The 20,501-nt window shown below is 70.0% G+C and carries 16 protein-coding genes; 8 read left to right on the top strand and 8 right to left on the bottom strand.

The genetic code is table 11. The annotated features are described in order from the left end of the window. The first annotated feature begins 187 nt into the window (after positions 1 to 187). Positions 188 to 745, top strand: a complete 558-nt coding sequence (locus ACFYO0_RS07995) for a GNAT family N-acetyltransferase (RefSeq protein ID WP_388672349.1) — start codon at positions 188 to 190, stop codon at positions 743 to 745. Positions 746 to 1,040: 295 nt separating this feature from the next. Further along, positions 1,041 to 1,628 (top strand): hypothetical protein, encoded by a 588-nt coding sequence (locus ACFYO0_RS07990; protein ID WP_388672346.1) that lies wholly within the window; start codon positions 1,041 to 1,043, stop codon positions 1,626 to 1,628. 357 nt (positions 1,629 to 1,985) lie between these two features. On the opposite strand, the gene ACFYO0_RS07985 is transcribed toward ACFYO0_RS07990, so the two are convergent. From ACFYO0_RS07985 to ACFYO0_RS07950, 8 genes are all read right to left on the bottom strand, one after another. Further along, positions 1,986 to 3,503, bottom strand: coding sequence for an alpha-N-arabinofuranosidase (locus tag ACFYO0_RS07985; protein WP_388672344.1), 1,518 nt, complete (start codon positions 3,501 to 3,503; stop codon positions 1,986 to 1,988). A gap of 134 nt (positions 3,504 to 3,637) precedes the next feature. Next, positions 3,638 to 4,501, bottom strand: coding sequence for a carbohydrate ABC transporter permease (locus tag ACFYO0_RS07980; RefSeq protein WP_388672341.1), 864 nt, complete (start codon positions 4,499 to 4,501; stop codon positions 3,638 to 3,640). Next, positions 4,498 to 5,439 carry a carbohydrate ABC transporter permease gene (locus ACFYO0_RS07975; protein WP_388672339.1) on the bottom strand — a complete coding sequence of 314 codons (942 nt, stop codon included), beginning with the start codon at positions 5,437 to 5,439 and terminating at the stop codon, positions 4,498 to 4,500. Before ACFYO0_RS07975 ends, ACFYO0_RS07980 begins: the two co-directional genes overlap by 4 nt. Next, positions 5,436 to 6,791 (bottom strand): extracellular solute-binding protein, encoded by a 1,356-nt coding sequence (locus ACFYO0_RS07970; protein WP_388672336.1) that lies wholly within the window; start codon positions 6,789 to 6,791, stop codon positions 5,436 to 5,438. Before ACFYO0_RS07970 ends, ACFYO0_RS07975 begins: the two co-directional genes overlap by 4 nt. Before the next feature lie 318 nt (positions 6,792 to 7,109). Beyond that, positions 7,110 to 7,979: an SMP-30/gluconolactonase/LRE family protein gene (locus tag ACFYO0_RS07965; protein WP_388672333.1), complete on the bottom strand. Its 870-nt coding sequence runs from the start codon at positions 7,977 to 7,979 to the stop codon at positions 7,110 to 7,112. Further along, positions 7,976 to 8,749: an IclR family transcriptional regulator gene (locus ACFYO0_RS07960; RefSeq protein ID WP_388672330.1), complete on the bottom strand. Its 774-nt coding sequence runs from the start codon at positions 8,747 to 8,749 to the stop codon at positions 7,976 to 7,978. Before ACFYO0_RS07960 ends, ACFYO0_RS07965 begins: the two co-directional genes overlap by 4 nt. A gap of 185 nt (positions 8,750 to 8,934) precedes the next feature. After that, positions 8,935 to 10,185, bottom strand: coding sequence for a PucR family transcriptional regulator (locus ACFYO0_RS07955; protein ID WP_388672327.1), 1,251 nt, complete (start codon positions 10,183 to 10,185; stop codon positions 8,935 to 8,937). A 2-nt stretch (positions 10,186 to 10,187) separates the two neighbouring features. Continuing rightward, on the bottom strand, positions 10,188 to 10,340 hold the full coding sequence (locus ACFYO0_RS07950; protein ID WP_388672324.1) for a hypothetical protein: 153 nt from the start codon (positions 10,338 to 10,340) through the stop codon (positions 10,188 to 10,190). Between the two features lie 268 nt (positions 10,341 to 10,608). Here ACFYO0_RS07950 and ACFYO0_RS07945 point away from each other — a divergent pair, with 268 nt between their 5' ends. The 6 genes from ACFYO0_RS07945 to ACFYO0_RS07920 all read left to right on the top strand — a co-directional run bounded on the left by ACFYO0_RS07945 (position 10,609) and on the right by ACFYO0_RS07920 (position 20,501). Continuing rightward, positions 10,609 to 11,586, top strand: a complete 978-nt coding sequence (locus ACFYO0_RS07945) for a DUF3068 domain-containing protein (RefSeq protein WP_388672322.1) — start codon at positions 10,609 to 10,611, stop codon at positions 11,584 to 11,586. A 225-nt stretch (positions 11,587 to 11,811) separates the two neighbouring features. Continuing rightward, positions 11,812 to 12,963 (top strand): glycosyltransferase family 4 protein, encoded by a 1,152-nt coding sequence (locus ACFYO0_RS07940; protein WP_388672319.1) that lies wholly within the window; start codon positions 11,812 to 11,814, stop codon positions 12,961 to 12,963. Beyond that, positions 12,960 to 13,742, top strand: a complete 783-nt coding sequence (locus ACFYO0_RS07935; RefSeq protein WP_388672316.1) for a class I SAM-dependent methyltransferase — start codon at positions 12,960 to 12,962, stop codon at positions 13,740 to 13,742. Before ACFYO0_RS07940 ends, ACFYO0_RS07935 begins: the two co-directional genes overlap by 4 nt. Next, the gene (locus tag ACFYO0_RS07930) at positions 13,739 to 18,382 is read left to right on the top strand and encodes an alpha-(1->3)-arabinofuranosyltransferase (RefSeq protein ID WP_388672313.1); all 4,644 of its coding nucleotides are present in this window, start codon (positions 13,739 to 13,741) and stop codon (positions 18,380 to 18,382) included. Before ACFYO0_RS07935 ends, ACFYO0_RS07930 begins: the two co-directional genes overlap by 4 nt. After that, positions 18,379 to 19,761 (top strand): condensation protein, encoded by a 1,383-nt coding sequence (locus tag ACFYO0_RS07925; RefSeq protein ID WP_388672310.1) that lies wholly within the window; start codon positions 18,379 to 18,381, stop codon positions 19,759 to 19,761. Before ACFYO0_RS07930 ends, ACFYO0_RS07925 begins: the two co-directional genes overlap by 4 nt. Next, a complete protein-coding gene (locus ACFYO0_RS07920; protein ID WP_388672307.1) occupies positions 19,758 to 20,501 on the top strand; it encodes a methyltransferase domain-containing protein in 744 nt (247 codons plus the stop codon). Before ACFYO0_RS07925 ends, ACFYO0_RS07920 begins: the two co-directional genes overlap by 4 nt.

The raw sequence follows: 20,501 nt of genomic DNA, 5'->3' as shown, positions 1-20,501 counted from the left end.
ATCAGTGCCAACTATCGTGGCCCGGCACCGTGCTCCAGTTTGCCCCTCTGACACTCAGCGTTGGTGTGCCGCGGGCGCAGGTGGCCCCAGGAGTGCCGCAGCAGTCTGTGAGCCGCGCCAGCCCGGTGGCCTGTTCTTCGCTTACGCCCCTGAGAAACAGCTCTGCCCCGCGGGTAGGGTTCGAGGCATGTTCCCGGTCAGACGTTCCGGTCCACGTCTCGATCTGCGTGAACTCGCCGACGAGGACGTGGACACAATGCTCGCCGTCTACAACAGCCCCGAAGCCACGGAGCACCTGTCGTTCGACCCGCGTACCCGCGAACAGGTCGCCGAGATCATGTCCCGGTCGATCGACTCCGCCACCGCGACCCCTCGCGCCGAGTACCAACTCGCCGTCGTCGAACGGAAGACCGGCGAGCTGATCGGCTCCGGCCGCCTGGCCACCGACCCACACCAGCAGCGCGGAGCCACCATGGGCTTCGCGCTGCGCCCCAATGCCTGGGGAGTCGGCTACGGGCTCGAGACCGTACGCCTTCTCCTCGGCCTCGGGTTCGAGGATCTGGGCCTTCACCGCATCTGGGGAGCACGTTCCCCGCTCAACGAGGCATCGGCGAAAACCATGGCCGCCGCGGGCATGGTCGAGGAGGGGACCATCCGTGAGCACATCTTCAAGGCCGGCCGATGGCGTGACTCCGTCGTCCACGCCATGCTCGACCGCGAGTGGGCTGCCTCCCAAAGAGCCTGAAGAGGTGGGGTGTTGAGGTGGTGGGGCCCAGGGGGTGTCCGGCTGGGCGAAACGGAACCTCGCCGTGATTCGGGGGCCGCCGGCCCTGCGGCGGGGAGACCCAGGGCACCGGGACCGTCTGCGGCAACCTGCTGGGCGCCCTGCACAGCGAAACGGCCCTCCCGCCCGGCCGGCAGTAAGTCGCGGTTCGCCCTGTCACCCCGCAGGTCAACGACCCGCCTCTGCTGGATCTGATGAGACGGGACAGACAGCTGGGCTTTGGTGGGAGCCGCGGGGTGGCGGATAGCGTGCGGGCATGGCGATGACGAGGAAGCGGCGGGTCCTTTACCGGCAGGGCACTGGGTTTTGGCGGATGACGGCGAAGTGGGCTCTGGTCTTCGGGGTGCTGTACCTGTTGGACGGCGGGCTGCTCCGGTCGTGGGGCGACGCCCTGGTCTGGCCGATGATCGGGATCCTGCTGTGGGTGCCGTTCGGGATCGGCGTCATCTGGTACCCGAAGAAGGACCAGCGCGTCGAACTGACGACGCGTGAACTACGGGTGCGGCGCAAGCGACTGCCGATGGAGGAGGTGAATCTGCTGCACGTGGCGCGGCTGTGGCTGGAGGGGCGGTCGACCGCGGACGACCAGCCGGTGCTGGAATGGACACGGTTCGACCGGGTGGTGTGGGTGCCGCTACTGGACGGCCGGGCATTCGGCGTGGAGTTTCGCGACCCGGCGGCGTTCGCCAAGGTTTTCGGCGCCTTCGCGGTCGCGGCGTGCGGCGGGCCGGAAATCGTCCGCGCGAGGGCCGCGGCGGCAACCTACCCGGAGCCTCGCCCGATACGGGCCCGCCCTGCCGACGGCGGCGGCTCCTGGCCGGACTTCCTGGACATCTTCAGCTGACAGCCGGAAGCGCAGGCGGTCCCCGCCGCACCGCGCGCCGCAGACAGCCTGGCCCTGCGGCGGCGGGCCGATGATTCCGATGTGGTCATGGGACTGTTCTATACGCAGGTGCCCGGGACGGGTCCCGCGCGCCCGCTGGCAGGTCCTGATGAGCAGCCCCACGCGACCGCCGCCGCAGGGGGCAGAGTCGCATGGCGTGAGCGCTTCTCTGCATCGTGTTCGCGCAGCGCTCGTTTGAGCCCCTGAAAGACATGCTGCCGCTTTGTGTTCACGCTTTTTGCGGGGTAGGGGTCATGGGCCCGTGAGGCGTGGCCCTCCCCCACGCCTCCGTACGACGAGCCTCTGCCGGTGGACGTACTAACGAAGCCGGATCACGTTCCAGGACAAGGGCTCCAGGACGGCGTTCAGCGTGCCGTCCTGGAGGGTGGTGCCGTCTACGGGGTGCGGGGTGACGCGCTCCGGGTCGTCGAGCGTGTTGCGGGCATCGGGATCCGCGTCCGCGACGGCACTGTGCTCCACGATCGTCGTCAGCCCCAGTGAGGCCAGCGTCACTTCCAGCGGCAGCGGCTCCGTACGGCTGCGGTTGACCGCGAACACCGTCACCGAGCCGTCCTCCGCCCGTACGGCCGTGGCGTGCAGCAGGTTCGTCTCGCCGTACTTCTTCGTCTCGTACGTCGGTGAGTCGACCCGTACGTCGAGGACCTGGCCGCGCCCGTACCGCGAGGCCTGCGCGAAGGGGAAGAACGTCGTCTGGCGCCAGGCCGGGCCGCCCGGCTCGGTCATGATCGGCGCGATGACGTTGACGAGTTGGGCGAGGCAGGCCACGGTCACGCGGTCCGCGTGCCGGAGCAGCGCGATGAGGAGCGAGCCGAAGACGACGGCGTCGGTGACGCTGTAGTTGTCCTCCAGGAGGCGGGGCGCCTCGGGCCAGTCGTCCTGCTCGAACGTCTTCGCGTGCTCCTCCCACTTGGGCAGGTACCAGACGTTCCACTCGTCGAAGGAGAGGTTGATCCGCTTCTTCGACTTGAGCCTCGCGCCCACGTGGTCGGCGGTCGCGACGACGTTGTCGATGAAGGACTCCATGTCGACGGCGGAGGCGAGGAAGGAGTCGACGTCACCGTCCTCCGGCCAGTAGTAGGCATGGAGCGAGATGTAGTCGACGAGGTCGTACGTCTCCTTGAGTACCGTCGCCTCCCACTCGGCGAAGGTGGGCATGCCCTGGCTGGAGGAGCCGCAGGCGACCAGCTCGACGGTCGGGTCGAGCTGGCGCATCGCGCGGGCCGTTTCGGCGGCGATACGGCCGTACTCCTCGGCCGTCTTGTGGCCGGTCTGCCAGGGGCCGTCCATCTCGTTGCCGAGGCACCAGAGTTTGATGCCGAAGGCGTCCTTGTCGCCGTGGGCGATGCGCTTCTCCGCGAGTGCGGTGCCGGAGGTGTGGTTGGCGTACTCCTGGAGTTCCAGAGCCTCGGCGACGCCGCGGGTGCCGAGGTTGACCGCCATCATGGGCTCTGCCTGGGGGCCGACCTTGCGGAGGAAGGCGATGTATTCGGAGAGGCCGAAGCGGTTGGTCTCGGTCGAGTGCCAGGCGAGGTCGAGGCGGCGGGGGCGGTCCTCGGCGGGGCCCACCGAGTCCTCCCACTTGTAGCCGGATACGAAGTTGCCGCCGGGGTAGCGGATCGCGGTGACGCCCAGTTCGCGGACGAGGTCGAGTACGTCCGTCCGTACGCCGTTCTCGTCGGCCGAGGGGTGGTCGGGCTCGAAGATGCCGGTGTAGACGCAGCGGCCCAGGTGCTCGACGAAGGAGCCGAAGAGCCGGGGGTTGACCTCGCCGACGGTGAAGGCGGGGTCGAGGGTGAAGCGGGCGGTGGTGCGCATGCTGTCCTTTCGGGGGCGCGTTCGGTGGAGGGTGGTTCTGGTTTCCGGGCGGCCGCGGGTTGTTGGTGGCCGGTCGCGCTCACCCGGCGGAGCCGCACACTGATACGGCCCCGCGCCCCTACAGGGCGCTGAGTTCACTGGCCTGCCAAGCCCGTATGGGCCACACCCGCCACGATCTGCCGCTGGAAGAAGACGAACACGATGATCAGCGGAAGCCCGGCCATCAACCCTCCGGCCATCAGCTGAGCCCACTGAATGCCGTAGGAGTTCATGACCGTCGCGATGCCGTTCGGCATCGTCATCAGGTCGGGGTTGTTGGTGACCATGTACGGCCACAGGAAGTTGTTCCACGACGCGATGAAGGTGAAGATGCCGACCGCGGCGAGCGAGGGTCGCGCGAGCGGGACGACGATCGTGAAGAAGACCCGCCAGCGGCCCGCGCCGTCGATGAACGCGGCCTCCTCCAGTTCGCGCGGGATGCCCTGGAAGAACTTGTAGAGGATGTAGACCATGGCCGCGGGCGCGCACTGCGGCAGGATCATTCCCCAGTAGGTGTCGACCATCCCCATCTGCTGGACCGTGGTGAACAGAGGGACGCCGAGGACCGCCGGGGAGATCATCAGGCCCGCCATGACCACGCCCATCAGGACGCCCTTGCCGCGGAACTCGGTGCGCGCGAACCCGTACCCGGCGAGGGCGCTCACGATCAGCACCACCGTCGTCACGCACACCGAGACGACCACGGAGTTGACGAACCAGTTGGTGATGTTGCCCGTCTCGAACAGGGCCTTCCACGCCTGGCTCGTCCAGTCCTTCGGCAGCCAGTGCGGGGGCACCGCCACCGCCTCGGTCTCCGACTTGAGCGAGGTGAACAGGCCCCAGGCGAGAGGGGAGAGGAAGACGACGGAGACGGCCGTGCCGAGGAGGGTGAGGATGATCTGGCTGGGCGTCCAGGAGGATTTGCGGGGCTTGACGCGGACATCCGCGGCGGTGGTCATCGGGCGGTCTCCCCACGGTTGCGCAGCAGCCACATCCGCGCGAGGGCGACGGCCGCGATGATCACGAAGAAGATGATGGAGATGGCGGAGGCGTAGCCCACGCGGTAGCTGGTGAAGCCCTCTTCGAGGGTGAACTGGACGAAGGTGCGGGTCGATTCCTCCGGCCCGGGCGAGAAGTCCATCATCACGACTGCCTGGTCGAAGACCTGGAGCGAGGCGAGGATCTGCAGGGCGATCACGAGCCCGGTGATGTTGCGCAGCATCGGCAGGGTGATGTGCACCATGCGGTGCCAGGCGTTCGCGCCGTCCAGTGTGGCGGCCTCGTAGAGGTGGTCGGGGATGCCTTGGAGCGCGGCGAGGTAGAGCAGGAAGCTGAAGCCGACCGTCCACCACAGGGTCGTGATGACGATGGCGAGCATGGCGTACGACTTGTCGGTCAGCCAGGGTGTCTCGATGCCGAAGACGTGGTTGATCATGCCGGTGCCCGGGTTGAACAGCCACTGCCACAGGTTGCCCGCGACCGTGGAGGGCAGCAGGAACGGGGCGAAGAAGCACAGCCGCCACAGCCACTTGGCGTGCTCGATGTGGTGGGCGAGCATCGCGAGGAGGAAGGCGAGGACGGTGATGCAGGGCACGACCAGGAGCGTGAAGTACGCGCTGTGGCCGAGGGCGTCCCACATCAGCGGGTCCCGCAGGGCCTCGCGGTAATTGTCGAGGCCGATGAAACTCGCGCCGTCGCCCGAGATGTTGGCGTCCGTGAAGCTGAGGTAGATGCCGCGCAGCAGCGGCCAGATCACGAAGAGCACGAACAAGACCAGGAACGGGGCGACGAACCAGCCACCGTGCTGGAAGCCCTGCTTGCGGCGGACGGTGGCACTCAGGGCGGCGGTCTTCGCGCGAGGTGGTACGAGGACGGTCTCTGTGCCGGCGGTCGTCATGTGACGGCACCTCCCTGCGCGGCGGTCCTGCCGTCCATGGGGTTCTTCATGGCGAGCAACTGGGTGAGCGCGCCCTTCATCCGGCGGGCGACGGCCTCCGGCTTGGCGGAGCCCATCGTCGAGGAGACGATGACGGGACCGAGTCGCTGGGCGAGGATGCCGGTGGAGCCCGCGAACCACACCTTCGGCTCGGTGGCCTGGTGATCCATGGCAGACACGTACTCGCTCTGCGGGTTCAGCTCCTCGTACGCGGCCGTGGACAGTGTGGGCGTGTACGCGGGGATGTGGCCGCCGGCCGCCCACTGCTGGGCGTGCTGGACGACGTAGGCGGCGAGCTGGTGGGCGGCCTCGTTCGTGGCGCCGCCGCGGTCGGACTGGTGCGGCAGGACGAAGGCGTGCGACTCGGCGTGGGTGGCCTGCCTGCCGAAGACGGGCGGCAGCGGCGTCGCGCCGTAGTCGAGCTTCGCTCCGGAGAAGACCGGCACCGACCAGTTGCCCTCCCAGGCGAAGGGCGCGCCGTTCATGAACTGTTCGGCGCCGACCGAGCCCATGCCCGGGTTGGCGTACCCGTCGGTGATGTGTCGGCGCAGGAACTCCAGGACCTGGACGGCCTTGCCGGTGTCCAAGGTGACCTCGGTGTTCGCTTGGTTGAACCAGGTGCCGCCGAGCTGGGTGTAGAAGGCGACGAAGAACCACCACTGGAAGTTCTGGTCGTTGATCCAGAAGCCGATGGTCTGCAGGCCCTTCTTGGTGGCCTTCTTGGCCTCCTTGAGGACGTCGAACCACTCGTCGGTCGACGTCACGGGCACGATCCGGCCGTCGTCGCCGAGCAGCCCCGCCTTCTTCAAGACGTCCTTGCGGTAGAAGCAGAGCTGTACGTGGATGTCGAGCGGGAGGGCGTAGAGCTTGCCGTCGATGACAGCGCGCTTCCACAACTCGGGGTTGAAGTCCGCCTCCCGTACGCCGTACTTGGCGAGCAGGTCGACGTCCCAGGCGTCCAGCAGGCGGCCGGGCGAGAAGCCGGTGATCCTGCCCAGGTGCATGACGCCGAGGTCGGGTGCGCGGTTGCCGGCGGCGGCCATGGCGAGCTTGCTGTAGAAGGGGTTGCCCCACTGGAAGGTGGAGTCCTTCACGTCGATGCCGGGGGTTTCCTTACGGAAGGCGTCCAGCATCGCGATCATGTTGGCGCCGTCGCCGCCACTGAAGAGGTTCCAGTAGCGCACCCGGGTGTCCGCGCCGGAGGCGAGCGCGTCGGCACCAGTGCCCAGCGCCGCGAACCCGAAGCTGCCCGCGACCGCTAACCCACCGATCCCGCCCAGCAGTTGCCTGCGATTCAGGTCAGGTCGTCCCATTCCCCGCCTTACTGTCGAGGTGTCTACGGGCCATTCGGGATTTCGAATGACGCCCGTAACTTCGAACGGGACCGTAGAATCGAAGCGCTTGCGCGTCAAGGGTTTACGCAGAAAGCGCTTTCTCGGCCCGTGGCTGGACAGGGAAAGCGCCGGGCGCTCCGCGGAGCGGTTGGATTACGGCTGCGGGTCGGTCGTGGCTGGTCGCTCCCCCACTCTCGGCTTCTCCCCCACTCTCGAATCCGCTCGAGCGGGGGGACCCCCATCGCGGCGGAGCCGCATATTGCTACAGCCCCGCGCCCCTACACGGCGCAAGGCCGGCTACCCGGCAAACGCCGGCAGTGCCAGCCCCTTCCCCGCGTCCGGCACCACGAGCACCGAGCCGGACATCGGATGCGGTTCCTCCAAACCCGTACGGGCCGTGGTGATGTAAAGGTCCGTCAGGTCGGGGCCGCCGAAGGCGCAGGCCGTGGGGCGGCGGGTGGGGAGCGGGATCACCCGGTCCAGTTCGCCGGAGGGGGTGTAGCGGTGGACGGCGGCGCCGTCCCAGAGGGCCACCCAGACGCAGCCGTCGGCGTCGACGGTGAGGCCGTCGGGGAAGCCGGCACCGTCCTCGATGGCCGCCAACTGGCGCCTGTTGACCGGTCGTTGGTCGTCTCCGACGTCGAAGACGTCGATGCGGCGCGTCGGCGAGTCGATGTAGTACATCAGGCTGCCGTCGGGGCTCCAGCCCGTGCCGTTGCTGACGGCCACGTCGTCGAGGACGACCTCCACCGTGCCGTCGGCGGTGTAACGGGAGAGCGCGCCGCCGCCCGGCGCCTCGTCGTAGCGCATCGTGCCCGCCCACAGCGAACCGTCGGAGGCGACCGCCGCGTCGTTGGCGCGGCGGCCGGGGACGACCTCTCGGTGCAGCCACCGGAAGCCGTCAGGGCCGTCGGCGCCGTCGGCGCCGTCGGGGCCGAGGAGTGCCACGCCGTCCCGGAGGTTGAGCACAAGACCGCCGTCCGTACGGGGCTTCGCGGCGCCCACGTGCTGTTCGGTCGCCAGGACCGTGCGGCGGCCGGAGTCCGGCTCGTACGTATGGACCCTGGAGCCGAGGATGTCGACCCAGATCAGCCGCTGGGCGTCGGCGTCCCAGGTCGGGCCCTCGCCCAGGGTGGCGTATTCACGTATGGCCACTTCGACGGTCATGCCACGCTCCGGTGCCCGAGTCGCTCCGACAGTTCCGCGGCGCCCTTGGCGGCGAGCTGCTCCAGCTCACCGCGGCGGTCATCGCTCCAGCGGATCATCGGTACGGAGATGGAGAGTGCGGCGACGACCTGGCCCGTGCGGTCGCGTACAGGGGCGGCTACACAGCTGACGTCGGGGTTCGACTCGCGGTTCTCCACGGCGACGCCCCGGCGCCGGATGTCGGCGAGGGTCTCGCGCAGGGCGGCCGGGTCGGTGATGCTGTTCGGTGTCATCGCGGGGAGCTCGCCGCTCTCGGGGATCCGCGAGGTCAGCTCGGAGTCGGGGAGCGAGGCGAGCAGCATCTTGCCCACGGAGGTGCAGTGCGCGGGGAGGCGGCGGCCGGCGGCGGACACCATGCGCACGGCGTGCGTGGAGTCGACCTTGGCGATGTAGATGACGTCCGTACCCTCCAGGATCGCGACGTGCACCGTCTCGTCGCAGGTCTCCGCGACGGACCGGGCGACCTGCTGGCCCTCGGCGGCGAGGTCCAGCTGCTCCGCGTACCGGCTGCCGAGCTGATACGGGCGCACACCGAGGCGGTAGCGTCCCGGCTGGCCCGGTACCTGCACGATGTACGAGCGGGCGGCGAGCGTGGTCACCAGCTCGTGCACGGTGGTGCGGGGCAGCTGGAGCTTGCGCACGATGTCGGGGGCGGAGAGTGTTCCGTCCCCGTCGAGAAAGAGCTCGAGAATGTCGAGAGCCCGGGTCACGGCTGGCACGAGACGTCCCACGACCGGCCCCCTCCCTAGTGTTCGATATTTCAACAGACGATCGGCATGACGAACACAGGCTACTCATAGTGGGTTTCGCCAGGCAATATGCAGGTAATCACGACCGCCTGAGCAGGGCAAACACGGTGAGTGACGCCCCTTGAGGGGCGCGGGGCCGTGACATATGCGGTCCTCGGTCGCAGCGCTCAGCGTCGAGCCCGCGGATCCCCCAGCTCCCCTCGGAGCCGTTGCGCACGCAACACCAGCTCCAGCTCGAACCGCCGATCGGGGTCATCGATCTCGTCCCCCCACAGTTCGCGGATCTGTCGAAGGCGATACCGCACGGTCTGCGGGTGGACCCCGAGCCGAGCGGCCACCTCGGGAGCACCGCCCCGCGTCTCCAGCCACGCCAGCAGCGTCTCCGCCAGCCGCCGCCCATGGGTGGGCCCGCAATGGGCCAGCGGCGCCAGGCACCGCAGCGCCAGGTCGTCGATCAGCTCCTCCGGCTGAAGGAGAACCAGGGCCTCCGTGTGTTCGGTGCAGTAGAGGACGTCCCCTGAGGGCAGCAGCCCGCGCTCCATCAGCCGAACCGCCGCCTCGGCCCAGCGCAGGGACTTCGCCGCGTCGGCCAGTGGTACGGGCGGCCCGATCGCGCCCGCCCAGCCCGTCATCGCGCGCCGCAGCAGCTCGGGGCGCCCGGCGGCGTCCGGGTCGGGCACGACCATCCGGGGTTGTTCGCACTCCATGTCCAGCAGTACGCCCTGCCCGACGGCGGGGGCGACGGCCTCCCGGGCGGGCCGCAGCAGTACGCCCACCGCGACCTTGCCGGGCAGCGGCCAGCCGATACGCGCGGCCCGTTCGGCGAGCGCCTCGGTCGGGTCGCCCCGGTGGTGCTCGGTGAGCAGCAGCTCCATGAGCCCGCGCTGAAGGCGGAGCCGTTCGCCCGCCTGCCGGGCGGCGGCCTCGGCGTAGCCGCGTACGGACTGGTCGACCAGCCCGTCCAGGTACTCGTAACCCGCGTCGACCAGCTCGTACATCGCGGGCGGCGGGATCTCCACGCGCTGCCCGATCTCGGCGAAACGGCGCCAGGCGAGGCGCACTCCCATCCGATAGATCGCCTGGAGCGAGTCGAGACTGCGGCCGTTCAGGCCCTCACCGCGGCCGAACTCCTGGAAGACCTCGGGGTGGACGCGCGGGCGGCCCTCGGAACTCTCCAGATGCTGGACGAAGACCTCGATGGCCCGGCGGATACCGATCAGCGCCATGGGCTCGCCGGAGTCGTCGAGCACGACGGGCAGATGGGGATACTCGCGGCGGATCTCCCGCAGGATCTCCTCGGCGAGGTCCGGCGCCTCGGCCATGGCGATGGCCGCGAACTGCCGGACCTGGAGGCGCGGTACGTCACGCCAGGCCGAGCGCACGGTGATGGTTCCGGTGGTTGCGGGGCGGAGCGCCATGGTCAGCGCTCCTGGCCGGCCGTCTCATACGTGATCAGTGGGGTGTTGGGCTGTTCGGGAGTCGCGTTCAGCAGCGCGACGATGCCGACGGCGACACCAACGGCGAGTACGGCGGCGGCGGTTGCCGTCAGCAGGGCGGCGAGCAGTCTGGGCATCGAAAGGTTCAGCCCTCTCAGTCGAAAGGTGGTCCCACCGGGTTGAATGGTGGTCCCACCCCGGTCAACCGCATGCAGAAAACTGTGCGGCTGCCTGCCCATTCATACGCCCCAGCCGGCCCCTTCCGGCAGGGGACAGTCTCGACAATGCATTGACACTTCGTCAAGGGTGCGCCTACGGTTCCCGGCCCATACCGCTTGTGCACCCTCCCACCACTGTGTCCGCACATCCCTGTGCCGTGTCACCACAAGCCTCTGGAGTGCCCGGATGCGCCGCACCGCCTCACCGTTTTCCCTGATCATCCTGGGTCTGGGCGTGTTTCTGCTCGTCCTGGCCCCTCTGCTCGCCTGGTACGTCGAGCCACGTGCTAAGCAGAATCCGATCGACATCGACACCAAGACCGTGTTCACCGGCACGGGCAGCTATTTCGACACGGACGAGATCGAAACCGTTCACAACAAAAAGATCACGATCACCCGGCAGGTCCGCGGCGATGTCGCCGACAGCGAGAAGAGCGGCCGGGCGGTCTGGGACGTGTCGACGACCCTGGACACCGAGAAGTCGCTGCCGGCGGCCGACCCGCATGACGCGCTGCTCTGGACGACGGAGCGCTGGGTGACCGACCGCAAGACGAACCGGCCGGTCCACTGCTGCCAGGAGGAGCCGTACTTCGAGGGTGAGGCGTATCTGAAGTTCCCCTTCGACGTGCAGAAGCGCGATTACCGCTGGTGGGACGGCACCCTCGGCTCAACGATCACCATGGAGTACCAGGGCAAGAAGAAGATCCAGGGCTACGAGGGCATGCAGTTCACCGCGAAGGTGGCGCCCGCCAAGAACGGCACCCGGATGGTGCCGGGCACCCTCGTGGACCAGCCGGAGCGCAGCCAGGTGCTCGCCGAGGAGTGGTACGCCAACCACGGTCTCGAGCTGGTCGTGGACCAGGCCACGGGCCGGATCATCTTCGCCGCGACGGGGATCCGTCAGACGCTGCGGGCGCCGGGCTCCGACGAGGACGCCGCGGTTCTGCTGGACGCCAAGCGCATCGCCTTCACCACGGACACGCAGAAGAAGCAGGTGGAACTCGCCAAGGCCGACAGCCGCCAACTGCGCATGGTGGGGCAGACGTTGCCCATCGGGGCGGGCGTGGCGGGCGGCCTGCTCGCCATCGTGGGGGTCGTTTTGGTGGTACGCGGGCGTCCGAATCCCGAAACGTCCGAGTCATCCCAGCAGCCGCTCACAATGTGATGAGACGTCAGCTGGATAAAGGCCGGAATTTGTCACCTGGGTGAGTAGCAGCATCGAACCGGTGGGCGAAAACTATCCACCCCCACCCAAACACAGCCTGCCCACACCATCGCCACAGCCGGTTCCACAACCACCACACATCCGCACCGCGTGAGCTTGCCGAAAACGCCGCACTTGCCGTACCCCCCACGCTGGTTCCGCACCCCGAGACGAGTTGGAGCACCTATGCCCCAGCACGTGCCTTCGTCGTTGCGCGCTGCTTTCCCCCGCACCGCGCAGCGACCCCCGGCGCATCCCCCGCAGCCGCGCCGTATCGTCTTCCTCGCCCGCCGTGACTTCGGCAACGCGGCGGCGGGCGGCTCCGAACTCCTCGTCGACAAGCTCGCCGAGGGCCTGACCCATCTCGGCCATCAGGTCACCCTGCTGTGCGGGGGGCCGGCCGCGCACCGCGACTACCGAGTCGTGTCGGCCGGGGGCGACCTCGGCCACTATCTGAAGGTCCGCTCGGCGTTCCAGCGCCAGGTCGGCGACTGCGATCTGCTGGTCGAGGTCTGCAACGGGATGCCGTACCTGGCGCCGTTGTGGCATCGCGGACCGACCCTGTGCCTGGTCAACCATGTACACACCGATCTGTGGAAGATGCGGTTCGGCGGTCCGCTCGCGCCCGCCGCCCGGCTCGGCCGAAGACTTGAGCACTGGGCGCTCGCGGGCGCCCAGCGCAAGAATCTGCTGGTCGCTGTCTCCCCGTCGACGGCGCACGCGCTGCGCGACATCGGCGTCGAGCGTGAGCGCATACGGGTCGTCCACAACGGCGTCGAGGAGCCGGGCCCACGGTCCGAGCGCTCCCCGGAGCCGCTGTTCCTCGCGATGGGACGGCTCGTCGAGTACAAGCGCATCGATCTGCTGCTGCGGCTGTGGGAGCGGGTCCGCCCGATCACCGGCGGCCGTCTGGTGATCGTCGGCGACGGGCCCGAACGCCGGCGCCTGGAGCAACTCGCCGGCCCCGGCGTGGAGTTCAAGGGCCATGTCTCCGAAGCCGAGAAGCACCGGCTGCTCTGCGCCTCCTGGCTGCTGCTGCACCCCTCGGCCGTCGAGGGCTGGGGTCTGGTGGTCACCGAGGCGGCCGCCCGGGAGACTCCGGCCATCTCCTTCGAAGTACCCGGTCTGCGGGACTCCATCGTGGACGGCGAGACCGGGCTCCTTGCCCGCGGCGAGTCGTCGTTCGCGGCGGCCTGGTGCACCCTCGCGCTGTCCGCCGAGCGGCGCACCCTGATGGGCAAGGCGGCCCGTGAGCGTGCCGCCCAGTACCGCTGGCACCAGACCGTGCGGCAGTTCCGCGCGGTGGCGGCGGAGGCGGTGAGGAACTACCAGCCATGAGCACTTCCACGGGTTCCGGCAGAGGCACGGGCAAAGGCAGACGTACGGGGACGGGTCTGAAGGACCCCTCGCTGCGCCGTTCCGTCGCCCTCTTCCGCGCCTTCCTCCATGAACAAGAAGACCCGGAGGCCTGCTACTCGCTGCTCGCCCGCGACGCCGTCGACCAGGTCGAGACGTACGACGGTCCGGTCAACGGCCGGACCGTCGTGGACGTGGGCGGCGGGGGCGGCTATTTCACCGAGGAGTTCCAGCGGCGCGGTGCGCACGCCTACCTCTTCGAGCCGGACGTACAAGAACTCGGCGAGAAGCCGCCCCAGGGCGCGGTCGTCGCGGACGGCTATCTGCTGCCACTGGCGGACGGTGTCGCCGACGTCTGCTTCTCCTCCAACGTCCTCGAGCATGTGGCCGACCCGCAGACCTTCATCAGTGAGATGGTCCGCGTCACCAAGCCCGGCGGACTCATCTACGTGTCGTTCACCAACTGGCTGTCCCCCTGGGGCGGCCACGAGTGGGCGCCCTGGCACTACTTCGGTGCCGAGCGGGCCCGCGCCCGCTACCAGCGGCGTACCGGCAAGGACGCCAAGCACACTCTCGGCGAGAACCTCTTCGCCGTACATATCGGAACCACCCTCAGGCAGGTGCGCGAGCGGGACGACGTCACGGTCGTCTCGGCGCGCTCCCGCTACTGGCCGTTCCTCGCGGAAACCGTCGCGAAGGCGCCGGGGCTGCGCGAGTTCGCCACCTGGAATCTCCTCCTCATACTCCGGCGGTATCCATGACCAGTACGGTCCAGTCGGCTCCTCCCCCGGCGCCGACACGTCCCCTCCCTCCTGTGCCCGACCCCCCTGAGGGGCCGAGGTCACGACGGTGGCTTCTGGGGTTCTGGGCCGTGGTGTTCGTGCTGTTCCTGGCCGTGGACCCGGGCCGGCAGACCTTCGAGACCAAGCTCGGAGTGACGGTCGACCCCTGGCAGTTCATGGCCGATCTCGGTCAGCTCTGGCACGACCGCGGCGGCTTCGGCGGTATCGCCGACCAGTACATCGGTTACGCCTTCCCGATGCTGCCGTACTACGCGCTGACCGACCTGCTGGGCATCCCGGTCTGGCTGGCCGAGCGCCTTTGGCTGTCGCTCGTCGTGAGCATCGCCTTCTGGGGTGCGTTGCGGCTGGCCGAACGGCTCGGCATCGGCAACCGCCCCTCCCGGCTGCTTGGCGCGGTGGTGTACGCGCTGTGGCCGGTGTTCACCATCGTCGTCGGCTCTACCTCGGCGGCGGCGCTGCCGGGCGCGATGCTGCCGTGGGTGCTGCTGCCGCTGACGAACGAGCGCTACAGCGCGCGGATCGCCGCCCTGCGCTCGGCGCTGCTCATCCCCTTCATGGGTGGTGTCAACGCGGCGACAACTCTGGCCGCCCTCCTGCCCGTTGGCCTGTATCTCCTCTCCCGGCCCCGTGGCCCGAGGCAGCGCAAGCTGATCGCCTGGTGGGTGCCGGGAGTGATCCTGGCGACGGCCTGGTGGGTGATCCCGCTGCTGCTGCTCGGCATCTACGGCGAGAACTTCCTTCCGTACATCGAGAGTTCGCAGACCACCACGGCCACCATGTCGGCCACGGAGATGCTGCGCGGCGCCGGTAACTGGGTCGCCTATCTGAACTTCGGCGAGGCCTGGCTGCCCGCCGGCTGGACCGTCGCCTCCTCGGTCGTCGTGATCGTCTGCTCGGCCCTCGCGGCCGGCCTCGGTCTCGCCGGGCTCGCCCGCCGCGACCTGCCCGAACGGCGCTGGCTGGTCCTGGTGGTGCTGTCGGTCGCGCTCATCACCCTTGCCGGGTACGCCGGTTCGTTCGGCGCGCCCTTCCACGAGACCTTCCAGGGCTGGCTGGACGGCGGCCTCGCTCCCTTCCGCAACATCTACAAGTTCCAGGTCGGCCTCGCTCTCGCGCTGGTCTTCGGGCTGATGCACCTGGTCGGCATCGCCTCCGAGACACGGGGCGCCCGTCCCGTGCGCGGCCGGCGGTTCGCCCCGCTGATCGCGGCGGTCCTCGTGCTGCCCGGTCTCGCACTGCCCTACTTCAACGGGTCGATCCTGCAGCCGGGTTCGTTCCAGGAGCTCCCCAAGTACTGGCAGGCCACGGCCGACTGGCTGGAGAAGAACTCCCCCGACTCCCGCGCCCTCGTCGTCCCCGCCACCGCGCACGGCATCTACACCTGGGGCTCCTCCATCGACCAGCCCCTCGACGTGCTCGCCGAGTCCCGCTGGGCGCAGCGCGACTATGTGCCGTTCGGCACCGCGGGCAACCGGCGCGCCATGGACGCGGTCGAACAGGCGCTGCTGACCGGCGGCGAAGTCCCGGGCCTGGGCGACTACCTGAGCCGGGCCGGGCTCCACTACGTCGTGGTACGCAACGATCTCGACCCGGACCAGATGGGCTACGTACCGACCACGACCGTCAAGCGCACCCTGGAGGAGTCGGGCTACCGCCGGGTGACCGGCCTCGGCCCGGTGATGACGGGCGGGACGATTCCGGAGAACACCCCGCTGCAGATCGAGGGTCTGTATCCGCGCCAGCGCGCCGTCGAGATCTACGAGCCGGCCGAGGACGTGCAGCGGCCCGGTCAGGCCGGACTGAAGGCGGTCGCCGACACGGCCGTCGTCTCCGGCGGTCCCGAGGCACTGCTGCCGATGTCCGCCGATCCGGCGATGCGCGACCGGCCCACCGTGCTGACCGGTGACAACCACCCCGGGCTCGGCACTCCCCCGCTCCAGGTGACGGGTGACGGGCTGCGGCGCGCCGACACCCGGTTCGGTCTTGTCAACGCCAACACCTCGTACACATACACCCGCGACGAACGCAATCACTCCGGCAGCTTCCAGGACGCCGGCGAGAAGCCGCACCAGATCCTGCCGACGGAGGGCATCGAGCACCAGACGGTGGCCGAGCTGCGCGGCGCCCGCTCGGTGACCGCGTCGACGAGCGGCAACTGGATGTTCTATCTGCCGCAGTACGACCCCGTGAACGCCTTCGACGGCAATCCGAACACCGCGTGGGCCGAGGGCGCCTCGGATTCGGCGAACGGTGAGTGGCTGCGGATCGGCTTCACGGAGAAGACCGACATCCCCTCTTCGATCCGGGTCACGCCGCTGCCGCAGAACAGTGTGCGGTCGGCGCCCACCCGGGTCCGGGTGGAAACCGAAAACGGCTCCGCGACGAGCTACCTCCAGGCCAACGGCATGCGGCAGCGGATCAAGGCGCCTGAGGGCGAGACGGACTGGCTGCGGATCACCATCGTCGATTCGGTTGCCCGGCATGCCGGTCTCACCGGTGCCGGGTTCTCCGAGATCAGCATCCCCGACGTCCAGGTGACCCGCATGCTGCGGCTCCCCAGGGACGCCGAGCGCACCGAGGCCGCCGCCGAGGTCGTCTCGCTGCACCGGGCCTCCGACCCGGGCGGCTTCTCCCCCACCGGCACGGAGGCGGGCCTGCACCGCCGCTGGAACTCCGAGGCGGCAGGCTCGTACGAGGTGAAGGCGAGCGCGGTCCCGATCCCGAGCGCCGAACTCGACGAACTGCTCTACCGGGTGGCGCCCGAGCAGCAGAACCAGATCACCGCGACCGCCGACTCCACGGCCGGCCTCGGCGTCGGTCTGTCGCCGCGCAATCTCACCGACGGTGATCTGACCACCGCCTGGATCGCCGGGGACAACCCCACGATCCATCTGCGCTGGCCGGGCAAGCAGGCAGTCGACGAGATCGTCCTGCCGCCCGCGGGCGGTCTGTCCACCCGGCCCACCAAGGTGGACATCAGCTCGCCGGACGGCGCGGCGATCGCCAATGTCGACGAGAACGGCATCGTCCGCTTCCCGGCGATCACCACCGACCGGCTGGACATCACGATCACCGACACCGCGAAGCTGACCGTCCACAACCCGGTCGTCGACGACGATCTGCAGCTGCCGGTCGGCCTTACCGAGGCCTACATCCCGGCGCTCGACCAGTACCGCACCCCGCAGCCCGACGTCGACCGCACCTTCGACGTGCCGTGCGGCCAGGGCCCGACGCTCGCCATCGACGACGAGCTGTACGAGACCAGCGCGTCCGGCACCGTCGAGGACCTGGTGGAGCGGCGGCCCATCGAGGTGACGCTCTGCCAGCAGGGCCGCGCGGACACCTCGCTCTCCCTCGACTCGGGCGCACACCGCGTCGAGGCGGGCGACGCCGGGCCCCTGGCGGTCACGGACGTCACGCTGACCCGCGGCACGGTCTCGGCCCCCTCCACGACCGAGCGTGAGCTGGACATACGGGACTGGCTGGGCGACCTCCGCGAGGTGAGCGTCGGCTCGGGCGCGGCCTCGTATCTGACGACGTACGAGAACTTCAACGAGGGCTGGAAGGCCACGCTGAACGGCGACGAGCTGGACCCGGTCCGGCTCGACGGCTGGCAGCAGGGCTGGCGGATTCCGGCGGGTGAGGGCGGCACCATCAAGATGTCGTACGAGCCCTCGACGACGTACGAGGCCGGGCTGATCGGCGGCGGGGTCGGGGTGCTCGCGCTCGCGGGTCTCGTCCTGTACCGGCGCAACTCGCCCAACACCGACCAGCCGTCACCGCTGCCGCCCGCCCCCGGGCTGATCCTGGGCGTCGTGGCGCTCACGCTGGTGGCTGCCGTGATCGCCGGGTTCTTCGCACTGCTGGTGCCGGTGCTCGCGCTCATCGCGTGGAAGCGGCACGCGCTGCTGGTGCCGATCGCGTTCGTCTCGCTCGCGGGTGCCGGGATCGCCGCCGCCACGGGTGCGGGGACGCCGGCCTCGGCGGACGAGGGGACGTTCGGGGCCGCGGCCCAACTGCTGGCGCTGATCGGTCTGTTCGCGGGACTGGTGTCGACGCGGGGTGCTGCGCTGGAGCCTCAGGGGGCGCAGGCTCAGGGTGCTGTGCCTCCGGGGCCGACGCCCGGCGGACCCGGTGGCTTCGGTGTTCTACCGCCTGTGCCGCCGCCCGCGCCCGGCTCGGAGGCGCCGACGGCGCAGCTGCCGCATCGGCAGCGCGGGGAGACGTACGGTCCGCCCGGGACAGCGTCTCCGTCGGGGGCGCCCGAAGCCGGGTCTCCATCGGGACCGGCGCCGGGAGAAGGTGCGGGTCCGGGTGCGGCTCCGGCACCGGGCCCGGGTGAGCCGGGAGTGCTGCCGCCGGCCCGGACGCCTCAGGAGTCGCAGGAGGCAGCGCCCGAGGCGCCGCCGAAGCAGGAGGCCGGGCCCACCGTCTCCGCGCGGGGCCCCGAGTCCGACCGGCCGATAGCCGATCCACCGACCGTCCGCTTCCCGCTCAGTAAGCCGAAGTCCAAGGCGGCCCAGCCCGAGGAGACGGAACCGCGGGACAAGGAAGAGACGCGGGACAAGAAAGAGACGGGGGAAGGCGAACCCACATGACCACCCTGGACCACCCGGCGCGTGACGGCACGGACGGACCCGTCCGGCCGCCCGCCCGGATCCCGTTCCCGGTCGTGGACGAGGTCGCCCGGCACTGCCTCCAGGAGGAGGAGCCGGAGACCGTCCACATCGAGGTCCATCTGCCGGGCCACCTGGACGCGGCCCGGCTGAGGGCGGCGTTCACCGAGGCCCTGCACCGCCACCCGCGCATCCTGATGCGCGAGGCGGCGGGGCCCTGGTACCGCCGCCGCTACGAGTGGGAACTCACCCGCGACCCGGACGTGGCGGAGGTGGTGACGTTCCCGGCGCCGGACCGCGACGCCCTGAAGCACGCCCGGGACAGGGCGCTCGCCTCCGCCCCGCCGCTGTCGGCCTCCCCGCCGATCAGGCTGGAGGTCGTCCGCGATCCGGAGGACGACGGCACCGTTCTCTTCCTCACCATCAACCACACCGCCCTGGACGGCCCCGCCTGCCTCAGGGTCCTGGCCACCGCGGCCGAGCTCTACGGAGGCCGCGACAACGCCCCCGCCGCTCCTCCGACCCGTGCAACAGGCGCCGCTCCCACGGAAGTTGACGCCCCGTCGAGCTGGACCCCGCCCGCCCGGGTCGCGCACGGCACCCCGGAGCCCTCTCCCGGCAACGGCATGCTCGTGTCCGAGCTGAGAGTGCCGCACCGGCCCAAGGGCTCCCCCTACACCGTGAACGACCAGCTCATGGTGGCCACCGCGCTGATGCTCACCCACTGGAACCGGGAACACGGCGCCCGCCCCCGGCCCATGCGCATCACGATGCCGGTGGACGACCGGCCGCGCGGCACGGACATGCCCATCGGCAACGGCACCCGGCTCGTCGAAGTCCCGTTCGCGCCCGAGGAGCTGGACGCCTCCGACCTGCCCGGCCTGTTGCGTCGTACGGCGGACCGCACGCGTGCCCTCAAGGCCCAGCCGCGGCCCCAACTCGGCCATGGAGCCGCCCTGTTGACCGCCCCCTGGGCCCCCGTTCCCTGGCGGGCCGCGCTCACCAGAGGCCTGCGCAGAGCCGCCGCGCCCTGGACGTCGACGACCCTGCTGAGCAACATCGGCCGCGTCCCGTACCCCCTCGACTTCGGCGAGGGAGCGGGCCGTGCGCACGCGGTGTGGTTCTCCGCCCCCGCCCGTATGCCCCGCGGTCTGACCGTCACGACAGCCGCCACGGCGGGCCGGCTGCACCTCGCGCTGCGCTGGTCCCGCACCCTCCTCAGCCACGGCGACGGCTGCCACCTCCGCGACCTGTTCGAGCACTACCTGCACGCGACGGAACACGCGGAGGAGCCCCCGGGGGAGAAACCCACGCGGGAGAAACCCACAACGGGGAAGCCCACGAGGGGGAACGGCTCATGACCACCGCCCCGCCCCGCCGCGAACGACCGCGCGGACTACGGGACTTCTACGAGGACCCGGACGTCACCGTCGCCTCCGGCACCCCCCGCAGCCTCCGCCAGGCCCGGATGCTCGCCGAAGCCCTCGGCCCGGCCACATCCGGCGCACGGACCGTCATCGACATCGGCTGCGGCGACGGCAGCGCCGCCGCGACGGCCGCTCCGCTGCTCGCGGGCCACCGCATCATCGGCGTCGACTGGTCCCAGGACGCCCTGAAACGCGCGCACACCCACATCCCGTACGCGGTACGCGGCGAACTCACCGACGGCGGGCTGCCGTTCAGATCCGGCTGCGCCGACGCCGTCCTGTTCAGCGAGGTCGTCGAACACCTCGTGGACCCCGACGCGGCCCTCGACGAGATCCACCGGATCCTGCGCCCCGGAGGTCATCTCATGCTCTCCACCCCGAACCTGGCCGCCTGGTACAACCGGGCCCTGCTCCTCGCCGGAGTCCAGCCCGTCTTCTCCGAGGTGAGCCTGCGCGCCATCCACGGCCGCCCCGGCCAGGAGGTCGTGGGCCATCTGCGGCTCTACACCGCCCGCGCGCTACGGGAGTTCGTGGCCGCGTCGGGCTTCGAGGTCGTACGACTGCGGGGGGCGCCCTTCCACGGCGTACCGCGGCCGATGCGCCCACTGGACCGGCTGGCCTGCCGGGCGCCATCCATGGCCTCGATCCTGCTCCTGCACGCACGGAGGACGTAG

The organism is Streptomyces sp. NPDC006365, assembly GCF_042870755.1.
GTDB classification, from domain to species: Bacteria; Actinomycetota; Actinomycetes; order Streptomycetales; family Streptomycetaceae; genus Streptomyces; species Streptomyces xiangluensis.
Note: the sequence above shows the minus strand (reverse complement) of the source record. Positions and strands in the feature narration are given on the sequence as shown.